This is a genomic window from Pararobbsia silviterrae, from assembly GCF_003628125.1.
GTDB lineage: Bacteria > Pseudomonadota > Gammaproteobacteria > Burkholderiales > Burkholderiaceae > Pararobbsia > Pararobbsia silviterrae.
The window spans coordinates 61644-79158 of sequence record NZ_RBZU01000003.1 but is presented as its reverse complement, the minus strand read 5'-3'; the positions used below and the strand labels follow the sequence as shown (position 1 = coordinate 79158).

The following is a 17515-nucleotide window of genomic DNA, read 5'->3' as shown; positions in this document are numbered from 1 at the left end:
TTCTATTGGATCTTCCGTTCAATCGAGCTGTGTGAATTCGGCGTCGCGACGGGCGCGAGCCCGGGCGCGAGCGCCGGTTTCTTGGCCCACTTGGGCCCGACAAGCCGCATGCCGCGCACGCGTTTGACGGCCGTGATCATATAGGTCGCGCCGAAGATCGGCCACCAGCGATCGCCGGCCGACTCCATGAATTCGTACCGCGCGAGCCACTTGTCGGTCAACAGCGGCGGCCGATAGCATCCGAAGCGGCCCCGGTCGAACTCGAAGCCGAGCAGCTTGATCCAGTCCTTGAGCCGCGTGAACGCTATGAGATCGTGGGTGCCCGGCACGAACGGGTTGCGCGTCATGCGTCCCATCGATTGCCGCATGCCCCAGAGGCTCAGCGAATTGAATCCGGCGATCACGAGCTGTCCGTCGGGCATCAGCACGCGCTCGACTTCGCGCAGCAGCCGGTGCGGGTCGGGCGTGAATTCGAGCGTATGCGGCATCACGACGAGATCGACGCTCTGCGCTTCGAACGGCAATTCGACGAATTCGCACCAGATCGTGCTGCGCGCAAAACCGGGCGCATGCGCAAGGCCGCGGCTTGGCAGCGGCGTGACCGAGGCGCGCCCGTCGCGTCCTTCACGTCCGTTGCGCGGATCGTCGCCCGCGTGTCCGGCGGGCCCGCCATGCAGCGGATCGAATCGCGGACTCCAGCCCGCCGATCCGTCGGACGCCGGACGGGCGGCCTTCGAGGGCGGCATCGCATAGGGCGTGCTCGCGCGGCTCGCGTTGTCGAGCACGAGGCCGCGATAGGGCATCCGGTTCTCGCGCAGCGCGTCGAGTTGCGGCAGGCCGAGCTGAAGCGCGTGATAGCCGAAAATGTCGCCGACGACGTGGTCGAGTTGCGCCTGCTCCCATGCGAGCACGTAGCGCCCAGGCGGCGAAGCCGTCCACGCAGGCCAGTCTATAATCCGGTGGTCAGACATGGTGATCCAATGAAGAGCTCGAGCAACGCCTCGTACGCCTCGTACGACTACGCGCCGGTTCCGGCGTTCGCGGACAACTACATCTGGGTCATGGACGACGGCCGCCGCGCGGTCGTCGTCGATCCCGGCGAAGCCGCTCCCGTCGAGCACTGGCTGCGCGAGCGCGATCTGACGTTGACCGCTATTCTACTCACGCATCATCACGCGGACCACGTCGGCGGCGTCGCCGCTTTATTGAAGTCCTTCGGGACCGATGCCGAGATTCCCGTCTACGGACCGCGTGCCGAACACATCGCCGTCGTGACGCACGCGCTCGCCGGCGGCGACACGATCGATCTCGGCGCGCCGTTCGGTCCGTTCGACGTCATCGACGTGCCCGGTCACACGCGCGGCCATATCGCCTATTTTCAGCTGCAGGGCGGCGATCGCGCGCCGCATGTGTTTTGCGGCGATACGCTGTTCGCGAGCGGCTGCGGACGCTTGTTCGAAGGATCGCCCGCGCAGATGCTGACTTCGCTCGATGCGCTTGCCGCGTTGCCCGAGCAGACGCAGGTCCACTGCGCACACGAATACACGCTCTCGAACATCCGTTTCGCGCTCGCTTGCGAGCCCGATAACGCCGCGCTGCAGGACTGGCAGCATCGCGCGAGCGCGCTGCGCGAAGCCGGGCGTCCGACGCTGCCGACGACGATCGGTCACGAGAAACGCGTCAATCCGTTCCTGCGCGCTCACGAGCCGGCCGTGCGCGACCGCGTGCTCGCGGCGGCGCCGTCGATGAACGACACGCCGCCATCGGTCCGCGACCGCGCGGCACGCGTCGATGTCTTCGCCGCGATGCGGGATTGGAAAAACGTGTTTCGGTAGACTTTTCTCATCAACACGCCAATCCGTGTGCGACAAGTCAGGGTTTACCTAAGATTCATTCGCGAAATCATGGCCATATAGCGGATTATCAAGGCTTTTTTCATTTTTTCGATTGACGGATCAGGAGGCCTTACTTACCATCGGCCCAACACTTTCCTTGCAGTCCCTGGAACGAGACGTCCAATGCGATTCTTGATTTGTGCGCTAGGCGCCTTGCTACTCTCCGCGTGTGCGAGCGCACCCGATACGGCTGGCCTCGCTTCCTCGCCGATTTCCACGATTCAGAAGTCCCCCTCCAAGAATCTGCCTGCAGCACTTTCCTCGACCGGTGCGCCGATCAATGTGGACAACCAGTCGGTTGCCGCGCTCAAGCAGCCCGACGACATCTGGTCGCGAATCCGAAAGGGTTTCCAGTTGCAGGACATGGACGGCGATCTCGTCCAGTCGAATCTCGATTGGTACACGTCGCGCCCCGACTATGTCCAGCGCATGACCGACCGGTCGAAGCTTTACCTCTATCACATCGTCAACGAGCTCGAGCAGCGCAATATGCCGACCGAGCTCGCGCTGCTGCCGTTTATCGAATCCGCATATAACCCGCAGGCGCTGTCGGTCGCGAAGGCCGCCGGCATGTGGCAGTTCGTGCCGGGCACGGGCAAGACGTTCAACCTGCGCAACAATATGTTCCAGGACGAGCGCCGCGACGTGCTCGCGTCGACGAGCGCCGCGCTCGACTACCTGCAGAAGCTCCACGACATGTTCGGCGACTGGTATCTCGCGCTCGCCGCGTACAACTGGGGCGAAGGCAATGTGCAGCGCGCGATCGCGCGCAATCAGGCCGCGGGGCTGCCGACGGACTATATGAGTCTCAAGATGCCCGCCGAGACGCGCAACTATGTGCCGAAGCTGCAGGCGGTCAAGAACATCATCGAGAATCCGCAGGCTTACGGGCTCTCGCTCCCCGATATTCCGAATCACCCGTATTTCGTGACGGTCACGACCGCGCACGATATCGATGTCGATGTCGCGGCCAAGCTGGCCGGCATGTCGTCGGACGAGTTCAAGGCGCTCAATCCCTCGTTCCGCCTGCCGATGATCGTCGGCGCGACGCAAGCGCAGATCCTGCTGCCGTTCGACAACGCCCAACAGTTCCAGGACAACCTCAAGGTCTACTCGGGGCAGCTCGCGTCGTGGACGACCTACACGGTCGACTCACGTACGACGCCTGAAGCGCTTGCGCAAAAGATCGGCGTCGACGTCGATACGCTGCGCGACACGAACCGGATCCCGCGCGGCATGCGGCTCAAGCCGGGTTCGACGGTTGTCGTGCCGCGTGATGACGATGACGAAGACATCAGCGCGGACGTGGCCGAAAACGCCGTGCTCGCGATCGAGCCTGACGTGCCGGATACGCGCAAGGTGCTGATTCGCGTGCGGCGTCACGAGACGATGGCCTCGGTCGCGTCGCGCTACGGCGTGACGGTCGCCCAGCTTCGCGCGTGGAACAAGCGGCGCGGCGTCCAGCTCTCGCCGGGTCAGACGCTGGTGCTGCACGTTCCGGTCGGTAAGCCGCTCCCGGTCGCCGCGGCGGCGGGCGACGACGGCAAGGCCGACAAGCCTGCGGACAAGGGGGCGTCCCGGGCCCCGGGGAAGGGGGTGGACAAGCAGGCTGACGCCTCGGAACGAAATGCGGATTCCGATTCCCATTCGGGAGCGCGCGGCAGTATGATCAGGGCTTCGACGCACGGTTCGCATGCGCCGCAAGACGCAAAAGATGCGACCAAGCGTGTCGCCGCCAACGATTCGAAAGCGGGGCGTCAAGCCACTGCTCGAAGCGTGGCCGGCGGGAAAGATGCCTCGCGCGCGACGTCCAAGACGGCTCAGTCGAAGGCGCCGGGCAAGGCAGTGCAGACTTCGAAAGCCCAGGATGGTGGTGCGAGCCGCAAACGGGCCACCACCGAGGCCGCCGAGAAGCGCAGCAGCAAAAACAGCGGCTAGCCCGGATTGACACGTGTTGCGGGGGCAACGCGTGAGGTTACGCTCCGATCAATTCGACGCCTTTGCACGCGCCGGTCCTGTGGGCCGGCGCGTTTTCGTTTATGGGCTTGGGTCGGCATTCAGTCGCGGTTGGATCAGGGCAGGGGCGGTTGCGTGTTTCGTCGAACGGAGCGCGGTCGGATATTTTTCCAGCCGTCTTGAAATAGCGCGAGCGCCTTGTGCGGCAAGGGTTTGCCGCGGGGCGGCCATCCGGTTCCGAGCGAGCCGGCCTAGGGCAGGCCTAGCCTGAGGGGCTGCCGCGCGCTATAATTCGAAAGTTTAAGTTAATCCACCCGCACCCTAGCGCCTACCCTCACTCTCTCGTTCGTCCGCCGCATCTTCCGTTCGACTTGCCTGATCCCGAAGGGGGCAAGCGCTGCGAAGCGATGTGCAGGATCGACGCGCCACGCCGCGACCGTCGCGCACCCGATTGCCATACAGGCGCTCGGTGTGCCGCACACGGAGTCCGCGGCCGGCGAGCTCGGTTCTCCGGACATGAACGGCAGGTCGGCAGCTGGGTGTCCCCCGCAAGGAGCCTCCCGTGTTGCCGTCTTTTCCTCTCGCCCAGCTTGCGCTCGCTGACGGTACGGTCTTCCGCGGTTATTCGATTGGCGCACCCGGTCAGACGATCGGCGAAGTCGTTTTCAATACCGCGATCACCGGCTATCAGGAAATCCTCACCGACCCGAGCTATTCGCGTCAGATCGTCACGCTGACGTACCCGCATATCGGCAATGTCGGCGTCAACGCTGAAGACGTCGAGGCGAGCCAGGTTCACGCAGCCGGTCTGATCATCCGCGATCTGCCGCTCGCCGCCTCGAATTTCCGCCAGCAGCGCACCTTGTCCCAGTATTTGAAGGACGAGGGCATCGTTGCGATCGCGGGTATCGACACGCGCAAGCTCACGCGGATCCTGCGCGAGAAGGGCGCGCAAAGCGGGGCGATTCTCGCGGGCGAGGACAATGCGGACAAGGCGCTCGAACTCGCGCGCTCGTTCCCGGGCCTCGCGGGCATGGACCTCGCCAAGGTCGTGTCGGCGACGAAGCCGTTCGAGTGGACGCAGACCGAATGGCGTCTCGGCGAAGGCTATCGCGCGCAGCGCGATCCGAAATTTCACGTCGTCGCGTTCGACTTCGGCGTCAAGTACAACATCCTGCGCATGCTCGCCGAGCGCGGCCTGCGTGTGACGGTGTTGCCCGCGCAGTCGAGCGCGGCCGATGCGCTCGCGCTGAATCCGGACGGCATTTTTCTCTCGAACGGCCCTGGCGATCCGGAACCGTGCGACTACGCGATCCGTGCGACGCGCGAGTTCATCGAGCGCGGCATCCCGACGTTCGGCATCTGCCTCGGTCATCAGATCATGGGTCTCGCGGTCGGCGCGAAGACGATGAAGATGAAAACGGGTCACCACGGCGCGAATCATCCGGTCAAAGACCACGACGACGGCCGCGTCGTGATCACGTCGCAGAACCACGGCTTCGCGGTCGATGCCGCGACGCTGCCCGCGAATGCGCGCGTCACGCATACGTCGCTGTTCGACGGCACGCTGCAAGGTTTCGCGCTGACGGACAAGCCCGCGTTCTGCTTCCAGGGCCACCCCGAAGCGTCGCCGGGTCCGCACGACATCGCCTACCTGTTCGATCGCTTCGTCTCGATGATCGAGGCGAAGAAGGCCGGCCGGCCGGTCGCGGCCTGAGCCCGCAACATTGACGACAGCGAACACAGAATCCAGCATCCGAGAGCTTTATGCCGAAGCGTACAGACATCAAGAGCATCCTCATCATCGGCGCCGGTCCGATCATCATCGGCCAGGCCTGCGAGTTCGACTATTCGGGCGCACAGGCGTGCAAGGCGCTGCGTGAAGAGGGCTACAAGGTCATTCTCGTCAACAGCAATCCCGCGACGATCATGACCGACCCGAACACGGCCGACGTCACGTATATCGAGCCGATCACGTGGGAAGTCGTCGAGCGCATCATCGCGAAGGAACGCCCCGACGCGATCCTGCCGACGATGGGCGGCCAGACCGCGCTGAACTGCGCGCTCGACCTGCACGCGCATGGCGTGCTCGCGAAATACGACGTCGAACTCATCGGCGCGTCGCCCGAGGCGATCGACAAGGCCGAAGACCGTCAGAAGTTCAAGGACGCGATGACGAAGATCGGTCTCGGCTCCGCGAAGTCGGGCATCGCGCACTCGTGGGAAGAGGCCCAGCAGGTTCAGGCGCGTATCGCGGGCGAAGTCGGCGGCATCGGCTACCCGGTGGTGATCCGTCCGTCGTTCACGCTCGGCGGTTCGGGCGGCGGTATCGCGTACAACAAGGAAGAGTTCGAGGAAATCTGCCGCCGCGGGCTCGATCTTTCGCCGACGCGCGAACTGTTGATCGAAGAATCGCTGCTCGGCTGGAAAGAGTACGAGATGGAAGTGGTCCGCGACAAAAAGGACAACTGCATCATCGTCTGCTCGATCGAGAACCTCGACCCGATGGGCGTGCATACGGGCGACTCGATCACGGTTGCGCCCGCACAGACGCTGACCGACAAGGAATATCAGATCCTGCGGAATGCGTCGCTCGCCGTGCTGCGCGAGATCGGCGTCGACACGGGCGGTTCGAACGTCCAGTTCGCGATCAACCCGGCCGATGGCCGCATGGTCGTCATCGAAATGAATCCGCGCGTCTCGCGGTCGTCGGCGCTTGCCTCGAAGGCGACGGGTTTCCCGATCGCGAAGATCGCGGCCAAGCTCGCGGCCGGCTACACGCTCGACGAGTTGCGCAACGAAATCACGGGCGGTCAGACGCCCGCGTCGTTCGAGCCGACGATCGACTATGTCGTCACGAAGATTCCGCGCTTCGCGTTCGAGAAGTTCCGCGAAGCTGATTCGAAGCTCACGACGCAGATGAAGTCGGTCGGCGAAGTCATGGCGATCGGCCGCACGTTCCAGGAATCGTTCCAGAAGGCGCTGCGCGGCCTCGAAGTCGGGGTCGACGGTCTCGACGAGAAGTCGTCCGACCGCGATGAGATCGTCGAGGAAATCGGCACGCCGGGTCCGGATCGGATCTGGTATGTCGGCGATGCGTTCCGCATCGGCATGACGGTCGAGGAAGTCCACGAGGAAACCGCGATCGATCCGTGGTTCCTCGCGCAGATCGAGGACATCGTCCGCATCGAAAAGACGCTTGCCGGCCGCACGATCGAGAGCCTGTCGTTTGACGAACTCCGTTATTTGAAGCGCGCGGGGTTCTCCGATCGGCGCCTCGCGAAGCTGCTCGGCGCGACGCAGACGCAGGTCCGCGCGCGCCGGATCGCGCTCAACGTGCGTCCGGTCTACAAGCGCGTCGATACGTGCGCGGCCGAGTTCGCGACGAAGACGGCCTATATGTACTCGACCTACGAGGACGAGTGCGAGGCGCAGCCGACGAACAACAAGAAGATCATGGTGCTCGGCGGCGGTCCGAACCGCATCGGCCAGGGGATCGAGTTCGACTACTGCTGCGTGCACGCGGCGCTCGCGATGCGCGAGGATGGGTACGAAACCATCATGGTCAACTGCAATCCCGAGACGGTGTCGACCGACTATGACACGTCGGATCGTCTCTATTTCGAATCGCTGACGCTCGAAGACGTGCTCGAGATCGTCGACAAGGAAAAGCCGGTCGGCGTGATCGTCCAGTACGGCGGCCAGACGCCGCTCAAGCTCGCGCTCGACCTCGAAGCGAACGGGGTGCCGATCATCGGCACGTCGCCCGATATGATCGACGCGGCCGAAGACCGCGAGCGTTTCCAGAAGCTGTTGTTCACGCTGAACCTGCGTCAGCCGCCGAACCGCACGGCGCGCGCCGAAGACGAAGCGCTCAAGCTCGCGCAGGAAATCGGCTATCCGCTCGTCGTGCGTCCGTCGTACGTGCTTGGCGGCCGCGCGATGGAAATCGTCCATGAGCCGCGCGATCTCGAACGCTATATGCGCGAGGCCGTCAAGGTTTCGAACGATTCGCCCGTGCTGCTCGACCGCTTCCTCAACGATGCGATCGAGTGCGACGTCGACTGTATTTCCGACGGCAAGGACGTCTTTATCGGCGGCGTGATGGAGCACATCGAACAGGCCGGCGTGCACTCGGGCGACTCGGCGTGCTCGCTGCCGCCGTACTCGTTGTCGGCCGAGACGGTCGCCGAGCTCAAGCGCCAGACCGCAGCGATGGCGCGCGCGCTCAACGTCATCGGTCTGATGAACGTGCAGTTCGCGATCCAGCAGGACAAGCGCGCGGACGGCACGGTCGAGGACATCGTCTACGTGCTCGAAGTCAACCCGCGCGCATCGCGCACGGTGCCGTACGTCTCGAAGGCGACCGGCATGCAGCTCGCGAAGATCGCCGCACGGTGCATGGTCGGCCAGTCGCTCGACTCGCAAGGCGTGAAGGCCGAAGTCGAGCCGCCGTATTTCAGCGTCAAGGAAGCGGTGTTCCCGTTCATCAAGTTCCCGACCGTCGATCCGGTGCTCGGACCGGAAATGCGTTCGACGGGCGAAGTCATGGGCGTGGGCCGCACGTTCGGCGAGGCGTTGTTCAAGTCGCAGCTCGCGGCGGGCTCGCGTCTGCCGGCATCGGGCACGGTGCTGCTGACGGTCAAGGATTCGGACAAGGGCGTCGCGATCGAAGTCGCGAAGCAATTGCACGAACTCGGCTATCCGCTCGTCGCGACGAAGGGCACGGCATCGGCGATCGCGTCGGCCGGTGTGCCCGTCAAGACCGTCAACAAGGTCAAGGACGGCCGTCCGCATATCGTCGACATGATCAAGAACGGCGAGATCGCGCTCGTGTTTACGACGGTCGACGAGACGCGCACCGCGATCGCCGATTCGCGTTCGATCCGCATGAGCGCGCAGGCGCACAAGGTCACGTATTACACGACGATGTCGGGCGCGCGCGCGGCGGTTGAGGGACTGCGCTACCTGAAGGACCTCGAAGTCTACGATTTACAAGGGCTGCACGCTCGCCTAAACTAACTCGGATCGAGGCCCCGGGCGCACGCATCGGGGCATCTCTGGAACGAGCCGCGGCCAACGCGGTGTCCGGACCTGACGGTTCGGATGCACTTTGGCTGCGGCGATTTTTTTTGGTTTTTGAATTCTTATGAGCACCATTCCGTTGACCAAGCGCGGCGCGCAGATGCTGAAAGCAGAGCTCGAGCGCCTGAAGTCCAAGGAGCGTCCGGCCGTGATCAATTCGATCGCCGAGGCGCGTGCGCAAGGCGACCTGTCCGAAAACGCCGAATACGACGCGGCAAAGGAAAAGCAGGGCTTTATCGAAGGGCGCATTGCCGAACTCGAGTCGAAGCTGTCGGCCGCGCAGATCATCGATCCGTCGGCTGTCGATGCGGACGGCCGCGTCGTGTTCGGCGCGACCGTCGAACTCGAAGACGTCGACGCGGGCAAGACGGTCACGTATCAGATCGTCGGCGACGACGAGGCCGATCTCGATCACGGCCTCATTTCGATCAGCTCGCCGATCGCGCGCGCGCTGATCGGCAAGGTCGAAGGCGACGTCGCATCCGTGCAGGCCCCGGGCGGCGTGCGCGAGTGGGAAATCATCTCGGTCAAGTACATCTGAAACATCTGAACCGTCACGCGTAGCGCGGTGCGCGTCCGAAGGCGCGCCGCCGCGATCGCGACGGGCCGCGCCACGATGCCGCAACGACTATTCAATCTGATTTCGACGATCTGGGTCGGTAGCTTGCTCACGACGGGCTATCTCGTCGCACCGACGCTGTTTGCGCTGCTGTCCGAAACGGATGCGGGGCGTGTCGCGGCGAATCTGTTCCACACGCAGGCCTATGTGTCGGTCGTCTCGGGCATCGTGTTGCTGCTGATCGCGAACCGCGTGCTGCGCATGCGGGACGCCGGCGCGTCGTCGATCGAGATCGGCGCGCAAGCGCTGCGCCGCGCGCGGCGTGTGATCATCGCGATGATCGCGTGCACGCTGGTCGGGTATTTCGCGCTGCAGCCCTGGATGAATGCGCTGCGCATCGCGGCTCAGACCGCGGGCACCGACATCTCGCATTCGGCGTACAAGACGCAGTTCGGCGCGCTGCACGGCGTGTCGATGGTGTTCTATCTGCTTGAAAGCGTGCTCGGCGTCTGGCTTGTCTGTATGCGCGGCGTGCGCGCGTCGGTGATCGCGCCGGCCTGAGTCGTCATGCGGTCCGGCATCCGTCCCGTGCGGATCGGATGCCGAGTGACACGCCGAGCGTGAATTACTTGACCGACTGGTGGTGGCGCTTGGCGCTCGTCTGACGCGGCTTCGCGCGCTTGACGTTGCCGCCGGCCGTCACGCGCTCGTTGCCGCGAACCGTGACCTTGACGGGTTTCGGCTTGCGAACCGAGCTGCTCGGTTTCGTGACCTTGACGACGCGCGGCGCACCGCCACGCGCTGCGAGCTGCTCGCCGCGCGCGCTGTTGACCGACGGCAGGCGCGAGCTGGCGCGCTGGCTCGGCTTGAGGGGCGTTTCCTCGGGCGCGGGGCGCCAGACGACGAGCAGTTTGCCGATATGTTGAATCGGCGCGGCGTCGAGCCGGTCGCAAATCGCATCATAAATTTCGACGCGCGCCTCGCGATCGTCGCCCGACACGCGGATCTTGATCAGTTCATGCGCGTCGAGGTGGACCCGGATCTCCTTGATCACGGCTTCGGAAAGGCCTTCCGCCCCGATCAGGACGACGGGTTTGAGGGCGTGCGCATCGGAGCGCAACGCGGCGCGGTGCGCCGGGGTCACATTGAGGGCGGGCATGGCTCGGTCTGGATAGAGGGGCGCGAGGACCGCGCCAAACGCGTATTATCGAACAAAAGCGACGATTCAGGCCATTTCCCGGTGTTTGTTCGTCGTCGCAATGCAATCTCATGGCAAAGAATCGTTTCAATCAACACTGGCTTCACGATCACATCAACGATCCGTACGTCAAGCTCGCCCAGCGCGAGGGCTATCGCGCCCGCGCGGCATATAAGCTCAAGGAGATCGACGAGCAGGACAAGCTGATCCGTCCGGGGCAGGTCATCGTCGATCTCGGCGCGACGCCGGGCAGTTGGAGCCAATACGCGCGCAACAAGCTCGCGCAGGGCAATCGCAAGAACGAAGGCGGCATCGACGGCACGATCATTGCGCTCGACATCCTGCCGATGGAACCGATCGCCGACGTTCACTTCCTCCAGGGCGATTTTCGCGACGACGCCGTGCTCGAACAACTCGAGACGATTGTCGGTGCGCAAGCGGTGGACCTTGTAATTTCGGATATGGCGCCCAACCTGTCGGGTGTCGCGTCGGCGGATGCCGCGCGCATCGAGCATCTTTGCGATCTGGCGCTTGAATTTTCACAAAACCATTTGCGGCCCGAAGGCGCGTTGCTCGTCAAGTGCTTTCACGGCAGCGGATATAGCCAGATCGTCGAGAAGTTCAAACGGCAATTCAAGGTGGTGGCGGCCCGCAAGCCGAAGGCTTCCCGGGATAAATCGGCCGAAACGTTCATTCTCGGAAAGGGATTGAAGACGCCCGGTAAAGGCGTCTAAAGGCGCGCCAAACCCTTGAATTGACTATCAATGGCGTAGACTATTCCTATGGCGGGGCTTCCCGGCCTGGATTAGAATGGTTCGCCGGTGGGAACCGGACTTTTTTCGGGCAGCCGGCGTTATGAGTGAAGGAGCGATGCTTTGAACAACAATTTGTTTTCGAAGGCAGCAGTGTGGCTGGTCATCGCACTGGTGCTGTTTACGGTGTTCAGGCAGTTCGACAAGCCTCGCATCCAGGAAGGGGTCAGCTACTCCCAGTTCATGGACGACGCCAAGAACGGCAAGATCAAGAACGTCATCGTCCAGGGGCGTAACCTGACCGTGACGCCCGCCGACGGCGCCAAATACACGCTCGTGTCGCCCGGCGACATCTGGATGATCGGCGATCTCATGAAGGACGGCGTCTCGGTCACGGCGAAGGCCGAAGATGAACCGAACGCGCTGATCTCGGCACTCTATTACCTCGGCCCCACGATTCTGATCATCGGCTTCTGGTTCTACATGATGAGACAGATGCAGGGCGGGGGCAAAGGCGGGGCCTTCTCGTTCGGCAAGTCGCGCGCGCGGCTCATCGACGAGAACAACAACGCGATCAATTTCACCGATGTCGCGGGCTGCGACGAAGCCAAGGAAGAAGTCTCCGAACTCGTCGATTTCCTCCGCGATCCCCAGAAATTCCAGAAGCTCGGTGGCCGCATTCCGCGCGGCGTGCTGCTCGTCGGACCTCCGGGCACCGGTAAGACCTTGCTCGCGCGCGCGATCGCCGGCGAAGCGAAGGTGCCGTTCTTCAGCATCTCGGGTTCGGACTTCGTCGAAATGTTCGTCGGCGTCGGCGCGGCACGCGTGCGCGACATGTTCGAGCAGGCCAAGAAACACGCGCCTTGCATCGTGTTCATCGACGAAATCGACGCGGTCGGCCGTCATCGCGGCGCCGGCATGGGCGGCGGCAACGACGAGCGCGAACAGACGCTGAACCAGATGCTCGTCGAGATGGACGGCTTCGAGGCGAACTCGGGCGTCATCGTGATCGCCGCGACGAACCGTTCCGACGTGCTCGACAAGGCGCTGCTGCGTCCGGGCCGTTTCGACCGTCAGGTGTTTGTCGGGCTGCCCGATATCCGTGGCCGCGAGCAGATCCTCAAGGTCCATCTGCGCAAGGTGCCGGTCGCGAACGACGTCGACGCGTCGGTCATCGCGCGCGGCACGCCGGGTTTCTCGGGCGCCGATCTCGCGAACCTCGTCAACGAAGCCGCGCTGTTCGCGGCGCGTCGCGGCAAGCGCATTGTCGAGATGCAGGACTTCGAGGACGCGAAGGACAAGATCTATATGGGTCCGGAGCGCAAGTCGGCCGTGATCCGCGAGGAAGAACGCCGGATGACGGCGTACCACGAATCGGGTCATGCGGTCGTCGGCAAGCTGCTGCCGCTGTCGGACCCCGTTCACAAGGTCACGATCATGCCGCGCGGCTTCGCGGGCGGTCTGACCTGGTATCTGCCCGAACACGACAAGAACTACGCGTACAAGGACGGCATCCTCAACGAGATCGCGATCCTGTTCGGCGGTCGCGCGGCCGAGGAAGTGTTCCTCAACGCGATTTCGACGGGCGCGTCGAACGACTTCGAGCGCGCCACGAAGCTCGCGCGCGATATGGTCACGCGTTACGGCATGTCCGATGTGCTCGGCACGATGGTCTATGTCGATACCGAATCGGATCAGTCGTTTGGTCGCATGTCCTCGCGCGCGGTGTCCGAAGGCACGCAGCAGAAGGTCGACGCGGAAATCCGCCGGATCCTCGACGAGCAATACGCGCTAGCGCGCAAGCTGCTGCAGGACAATCGCGACAAGGTTGAAGCGATGACGAAGGCGCTGCTCGATTGGGAAACGATCGATGCGGATCAGGTCAACGACATCATGGCGGGTCTGCCGCCGCGGCCGCCGAAGGGTGCGCCGCGCGGTTCGGGCGACGTGCCGCCGGGCGGCGGCAACTCGGGCGTCGAGACCAAGCCCGCGAACGGCGCGACGCAACCCGCGTAAGCCGTCAGCGTATCGAGCATCGGGGCCGGCGAAAGCCGGCCTTTTTTGTTGATATTGCCGGGCGAGCGATCGATGATCCTTCGCCGAGCCGAGCCGAGCCGAGCCGAGCCGAGCCGAGCCGGGGCGGCGAGGGGCGTACGCGGATCGGGCAATTGAGACGCGTTGTACAGTACGGTCGCGGTGCCGGGCGCATCATGCTGCGATGTGCGCACCGGTCGGCGACGTACGCGCATGGAATATGGAGTGGGTGGTGAAGCAATCGGTATGGCAATGCGGGCGGTTCGAGTATGCGTTCGAGCGTCCGCTGGTAATGGGCATCCTCAACGCGACGCCGGACTCGTTTTCGGACGGCGGCCGGTTTATCGCGCGCGACGCGGCGCTTCGGCATGCGGAGCAGATGATCGCGGCGGGCGTCGACATCATCGACATCGGCGGGGAATCCACGCGACCGGGCGCGCCGCCTTTGGCGCTCGATGCGGAACTCGAACGCGTGATACCGCTCGTCGACGAACTGCGCGACGCGGGCGTCGCGATCTCGATCGATACCTATAAGCCCGAAGTCATGGCCGAATCGCTCGCGCATGGCGCGGACATGATCAACGATATCTGGGGCCTGCGCCTGCCGGGCGCGCTCGAAGCCGTGGCGGCGAGCGACTGCGGGCTCTGCGTCATGCATATGATCGGCGATCCGCAGACGATGCAGACCGCCCCGGAGTCGGCGTATGACGACGTCGTGGCCGATGTCGCGCAGTTTCTCGCGCATCGGGTCGCCGATCTCGAATCGGCCGGCGTGGCGCGTGCGCGGATCAGCGTCGATCCGGGTTTCGGCTTCGGCAAGACGGTCGAACAGAATTACGCGCTGCTCGCGGACTTGCCGCGCACGGCGCCGGCCGGCGTCCCGGTGCTCGCGGGCATGTCGCGCAAATCGATGCTCGGCGCCGTCATCAACAAGCCTGCCACGGAACGGCTGGCGGCGAGCGTGGCGGCGGCGGTGCTCGCGGTTGAGCGCGGCGCGCGGATCGTGCGCGTGCACGATGTGGCCGAGACGATCGACGCGCTCAAGGTCTGGGCAGCGATGCGCGCGGCCGGTTGAGCGGAGCGCGCGTGGTCGGTCACGGCACGCGGTGCGCGTAATCGCCGGTACGAACCAGCGGAAAGAAGGCGTACCCGTCGCGGACGAGGTTCGCGGATAATTGTGACTGGCGTTTGACAGTCGATAACCAGGAGAACGAGCGTATGACTCGTCGTTATTTCGGTACGGACGGCGTCCGTGGCAAGGTCGGCCAGTCGCCCATCACGCCGGAGTTCGTGTTGCGGCTCGGCTATGCGGCCGGCAAGGTGCTCGCGGGCGGCTCGCATTCGGGCAAGCGCGGTAGCCGCCCGACGGTGCTGATCGGCAAGGACACGCGCGTCTCGGGTTATATGCTCGAAGCGGCGCTCGAATCCGGTTTTGCGGCCGCGGGCGTCGACGTGATGCTCGCCGGGCCGATGCCGACGCCGGGTGTCGCGTATCTGACACGAGCGCTGCGGCTGTCGGCCGGCGTCGTGATCAGCGCGTCGCACAATCCGTACGACGATAACGGCATCAAGTTCTTCTCGGCCGACGGCAACAAGCTGCCCGACGAGGTCGAACTCGAAATCGAGGCGCACCTCGACGAGCCGCTCGAATGCGCGTCTTCCGAGCATCTGGGCAAAGCGCGCCGTCTCGACGACGCGGCGGGTCGCTATATCGAGTTCTGCAAGAGCACGTTTCCGGCCAAATACGATCTACACGGCCTGAAGCTCGTCGTCGATTGCGCGCATGGCGCCGCGTATCACGTCGCGCCGCACGTGTTCCACGAACTCGGCGCGGAAGTCGTGCCGATCGGGATTCATCCGAACGGGTTCAATATCAACGACGGCGTCGGCGCGACCGCGCCCGATGCGCTCGTTCAGGCCGTCAAGGCGAATCAGGCCGATCTCGGTATCGCACTCGACGGCGACGCGGACCGTGTGCAGATCGTCGATGCGGACGGGCGTCTGTATAACGGCGACGAACTGCTCTATGTGCTGGTGCGCGACCGCATCGCGACGAACGGTCGGGTGCCGGGCGCGGTCGGTACGCTGATGACCAATCTGGCGGTCGAGCTCGCGCTCGAGAAGCTCGGCGTACCGTTCGTACGCGCGGCCGTCGGCGACCGCTATGTGCTCGAACAACTGCGCGAGAACGGCTGGGAGCTCGGCGCGGAAGGCTCGGGCCATATTCTGTCGCTCGATCGCCATACGACGGGGGATGGCATCGTTTCGGCATTGCTCGTGCTCGCCGCGCTCCAGCGCAGCGGTCAGACGCTCGCCGAGCTGCTCGAAGGCGTCGAGCTGTTCCCGCAGACGCTGATCAATGTGCGGATGCGCCCCGACGCCGAATGGAAGGGCAACGGCGAGATCGATACCGCGATTTCGCAGGCTCGCGCGGCGCTCGGCGACCAGGGGCGCGTGCTGATTCGCGCATCCGGGACGGAGCCCGTGCTGCGCGTGATGGTCGAGGCGCATGATCCCGGCGCGGCGTCGCACTATGCCGAATCGATCGCGAACACGGTCCGTACCGCGACCGCGTGAGCAAAGCGCGGGGCGCGCGCTTGTGCGATCGTGCGGCCCCGCGCAGACCGCGCGCCCATCACCGTTTAAGCTATACGATATTCAACCGGCGTTCGAGTGTGAATCGCATGTGACGTCGGCGCCCGTCCCGTTTTCCTGCCTTTTCCGTTCAGGCCCGCTTTGGGCCGTCTCCGTGGGAAATGCCAATAATTGCAGCGATTTGGCATCAAAATCTCCCATTGCGCAGCGTTTTCAAAAAAATATCTTGCCTTTCGAAGCGTAATGTGACTGTCACATACGTTTCATCGAATGTCACATGAATGACATAGACGGGCCCTAAAGTGAGCGGCGTCCACAGAGGCAATTTGCCAACAACGCGACTACACGCTTACTCCCTGGAGGTCTCATGCGTCTCATGAAATCCGCGATCGCCGGCCTGGCCGGTGTCATGTTTGCCCTCGCCGCCCACGCAACCGACGTCACGGGCGCAGGCAGCACGTTCGCGGCGCCGATCTATACGAAGTGGGCGGATGCCTACGCGAAGTCGGGTGGCGGCCGCATCAACTACCAAGGTATCGGATCGTCGGGCGGGATCAAGCAAATCGTCGCGAAGACGGTCGATTTCGCCGGCTCGGACGCACCGCTCAAGGACGACCAGCTCGACAAGGAAGGCCTGTTCCAATTCCCGACGGTCATCGGCGGCGTGATTCCCGTGATCAACCTGCCGGGCGTCAAGGCCGGTGAAGTCGTGCTGTCGGGCGAAGTGCTCGGCGACATCTACCTCGGCAAGATCACGAAGTGGAACGATCCGGCGATCGTCGCGCTGAATCCGAAGGTCAAGCTGCCGGATACGGATATCGCGGTCGTGCGCCGCGCCGACGGCTCGGGCACGAGCTTCATCTGGACGAACTACCTGTCGAAGGTCAATGCCGAGTGGAAGTCGAAGGTCGGCGAAGGCGCGACGGTCAACTGGCCGACGGGTCTGGGCGGCAAGGGTAACGACGGCGTCGCCGTGTCGGTCCAGCGCACCCCGGGCGCAATCGGCTATGTCGAGTATGCTTACGTCAAGCAGAACAAGATGACGTATGTCGACCTCAAGAATGCGGCGGGCAACGTCGTCGCGCCGGATGCGGATTCGTTCAAGGCCGCGGCTGCGACGGCCGACTGGTCGAAGTCGTTCTACCAGATCCTGACGAACCAGTCGGGCAAGGATGCGTGGCCGGTCGTCGGCGCGACGTTCGTGCTCGTGCACACGGCCGAAGACAAGCCGGCGCAAGGCGCGGAAACGCTCAAGTTCTTCGACTGGGCGTTCAAGAACGGCACGGCGGCTGCCAACGATCTCGACTACGTGACGCTGCCGGATAGCGTGATCAACGAAATCCGTTCGCAGTGGAAGACGAAGGTGAAGGATGCGTCGGGCAAGTCGCTCGCAGCGCAGTAAAAGCCGGAACCTGCTCCCCGCGGCGCGGGGAGCTGTCAG

13 protein-coding genes are annotated in these 17515 nt (G+C 64.0%); 11 read left to right on the top strand and 2 right to left on the bottom strand.

The window, feature by feature from the left end; genetic code table 11:
• Positions 1-2: 2 nt before the first annotated feature.
• A complete protein-coding gene (locus tag D7S86_RS08500; protein ID WP_121085394.1) occupies positions 3-971 on the bottom strand; it encodes a class I SAM-dependent methyltransferase in 969 nt (322 codons plus the stop codon).
• Between the two features lie 9 nt (positions 972-980).
• Here D7S86_RS08500 and gloB point away from each other — a divergent pair, with 9 nt between their 5' ends.
• The 6 genes from gloB (at position 981) to D7S86_RS08470 (ending at position 10056) form a co-directional block, all read left to right on the top strand.
• On the top strand, positions 981-1835 hold the full coding sequence (gene gloB / locus D7S86_RS08495; RefSeq protein WP_121085392.1) for a hydroxyacylglutathione hydrolase: 855 nt from the start codon (positions 981-983) through the stop codon (positions 1833-1835).
• Between the two features lie 183 nt (positions 1836-2018).
• The gene (locus tag D7S86_RS08490; protein WP_121085390.1) at positions 2019-3833 is read left to right on the top strand and encodes a transglycosylase SLT domain-containing protein; all 1815 of its coding nucleotides are present in this window, start codon (positions 2019-2021) and stop codon (positions 3831-3833) included.
• Between the two features lie 580 nt (positions 3834-4413).
• Complete coding sequence (carA, locus tag D7S86_RS08485; protein ID WP_121085388.1) at positions 4414-5568, top strand: glutamine-hydrolyzing carbamoyl-phosphate synthase small subunit; 1155 nt, start codon at positions 4414-4416, stop codon at positions 5566-5568.
• A 50-nt stretch (positions 5569-5618) separates the two neighbouring features.
• On the top strand, positions 5619-8873 hold the full coding sequence (gene carB / locus D7S86_RS08480; RefSeq protein WP_121085386.1) for a carbamoyl-phosphate synthase large subunit: 3255 nt from the start codon (positions 5619-5621) through the stop codon (positions 8871-8873).
• Between the two features lie 127 nt (positions 8874-9000).
• On the top strand, positions 9001-9477 hold the full coding sequence (gene greA / locus D7S86_RS08475; protein WP_121085384.1) for a transcription elongation factor GreA: 477 nt from the start codon (positions 9001-9003) through the stop codon (positions 9475-9477).
• A gap of 75 nt (positions 9478-9552) precedes the next feature.
• A complete protein-coding gene (locus D7S86_RS08470; protein ID WP_121086058.1) occupies positions 9553-10056 on the top strand; it encodes a DUF4149 domain-containing protein in 504 nt (167 codons plus the stop codon).
• Positions 10057-10120: 64 nt separating this feature from the next.
• Here D7S86_RS08470 and D7S86_RS08465 read toward each other — a convergent pair whose 3' ends face one another.
• Positions 10121-10654: a YhbY family RNA-binding protein gene (locus D7S86_RS08465; RefSeq protein ID WP_121085382.1), complete on the bottom strand. Its 534-nt coding sequence runs from the start codon at positions 10652-10654 to the stop codon at positions 10121-10123.
• Between the two features lie 110 nt (positions 10655-10764).
• Between D7S86_RS08465 and D7S86_RS08460 the strand changes: the two genes are divergently transcribed.
• From D7S86_RS08460 to pstS, 5 genes are all read left to right on the top strand, one after another.
• Entirely contained in the window at positions 10765-11427 is a 663-nt protein-coding gene (locus D7S86_RS08460; RefSeq protein ID WP_121085380.1) for an RlmE family RNA methyltransferase, read from the top strand.
• A 141-nt stretch (positions 11428-11568) separates the two neighbouring features.
• Positions 11569-13461 carry an ATP-dependent zinc metalloprotease FtsH gene (gene ftsH / locus D7S86_RS08455; protein WP_121085378.1) on the top strand — a complete coding sequence of 631 codons (1893 nt, stop codon included), beginning with the start codon at positions 11569-11571 and terminating at the stop codon, positions 13459-13461.
• Between the two features lie 250 nt (positions 13462-13711).
• Positions 13712-14554, top strand: coding sequence for a dihydropteroate synthase (folP, locus tag D7S86_RS08450; RefSeq protein WP_476704089.1), 843 nt, complete (start codon positions 13712-13714; stop codon positions 14552-14554).
• Positions 14555-14697: 143 nt separating this feature from the next.
• Positions 14698-16056: a phosphoglucosamine mutase gene (gene glmM / locus D7S86_RS08445; protein WP_121085371.1), complete on the top strand. Its 1359-nt coding sequence runs from the start codon at positions 14698-14700 to the stop codon at positions 16054-16056.
• Between the two features lie 385 nt (positions 16057-16441).
• Positions 16442-17476 carry a phosphate ABC transporter substrate-binding protein PstS gene (gene pstS / locus D7S86_RS08440; RefSeq protein ID WP_121085369.1) on the top strand — a complete coding sequence of 345 codons (1035 nt, stop codon included), beginning with the start codon at positions 16442-16444 and terminating at the stop codon, positions 17474-17476.
• The last annotated feature ends 39 nt before the right edge of the window (positions 17477-17515 follow it).

Excerpts from the sequence above, each read along its gene's own strand:
- D7S86_RS08500 (WP_121085394.1), bottom strand. The coding sequence starts at position 971 with ATGTCTGACCACCGGATTATAGACTGGCCTGCGTGGACGGCTTCGCCG.
- gloB (WP_121085392.1), top strand. The coding sequence starts at position 981 with ATGAAGAGCTCGAGCAACGCCTCGTACGCCTCGTACGACTACGCGCCG.
- D7S86_RS08490 (WP_121085390.1), top strand. The coding sequence starts at position 2,019 with ATGCGATTCTTGATTTGTGCGCTAGGCGCCTTGCTACTCTCCGCGTGT.
- carB (WP_121085386.1), top strand. The coding sequence starts at position 5,619 with ATGCCGAAGCGTACAGACATCAAGAGCATCCTCATCATCGGCGCCGGT.
- greA (WP_121085384.1), top strand. The coding sequence starts at position 9,001 with ATGAGCACCATTCCGTTGACCAAGCGCGGCGCGCAGATGCTGAAAGCA.
- D7S86_RS08470 (WP_121086058.1), top strand. The coding sequence starts at position 9,553 with ATGCCGCAACGACTATTCAATCTGATTTCGACGATCTGGGTCGGTAGC.
- D7S86_RS08465 (WP_121085382.1), bottom strand. The coding sequence starts at position 10,654 with ATGCCCGCCCTCAATGTGACCCCGGCGCACCGCGCCGCGTTGCGCTCC.
- D7S86_RS08460 (WP_121085380.1), top strand. The coding sequence starts at position 10,765 with ATGGCAAAGAATCGTTTCAATCAACACTGGCTTCACGATCACATCAAC.
- glmM (WP_121085371.1), top strand. The coding sequence starts at position 14,698 with ATGACTCGTCGTTATTTCGGTACGGACGGCGTCCGTGGCAAGGTCGGC.
- pstS (WP_121085369.1), top strand. The coding sequence starts at position 16,442 with ATGCGTCTCATGAAATCCGCGATCGCCGGCCTGGCCGGTGTCATGTTT.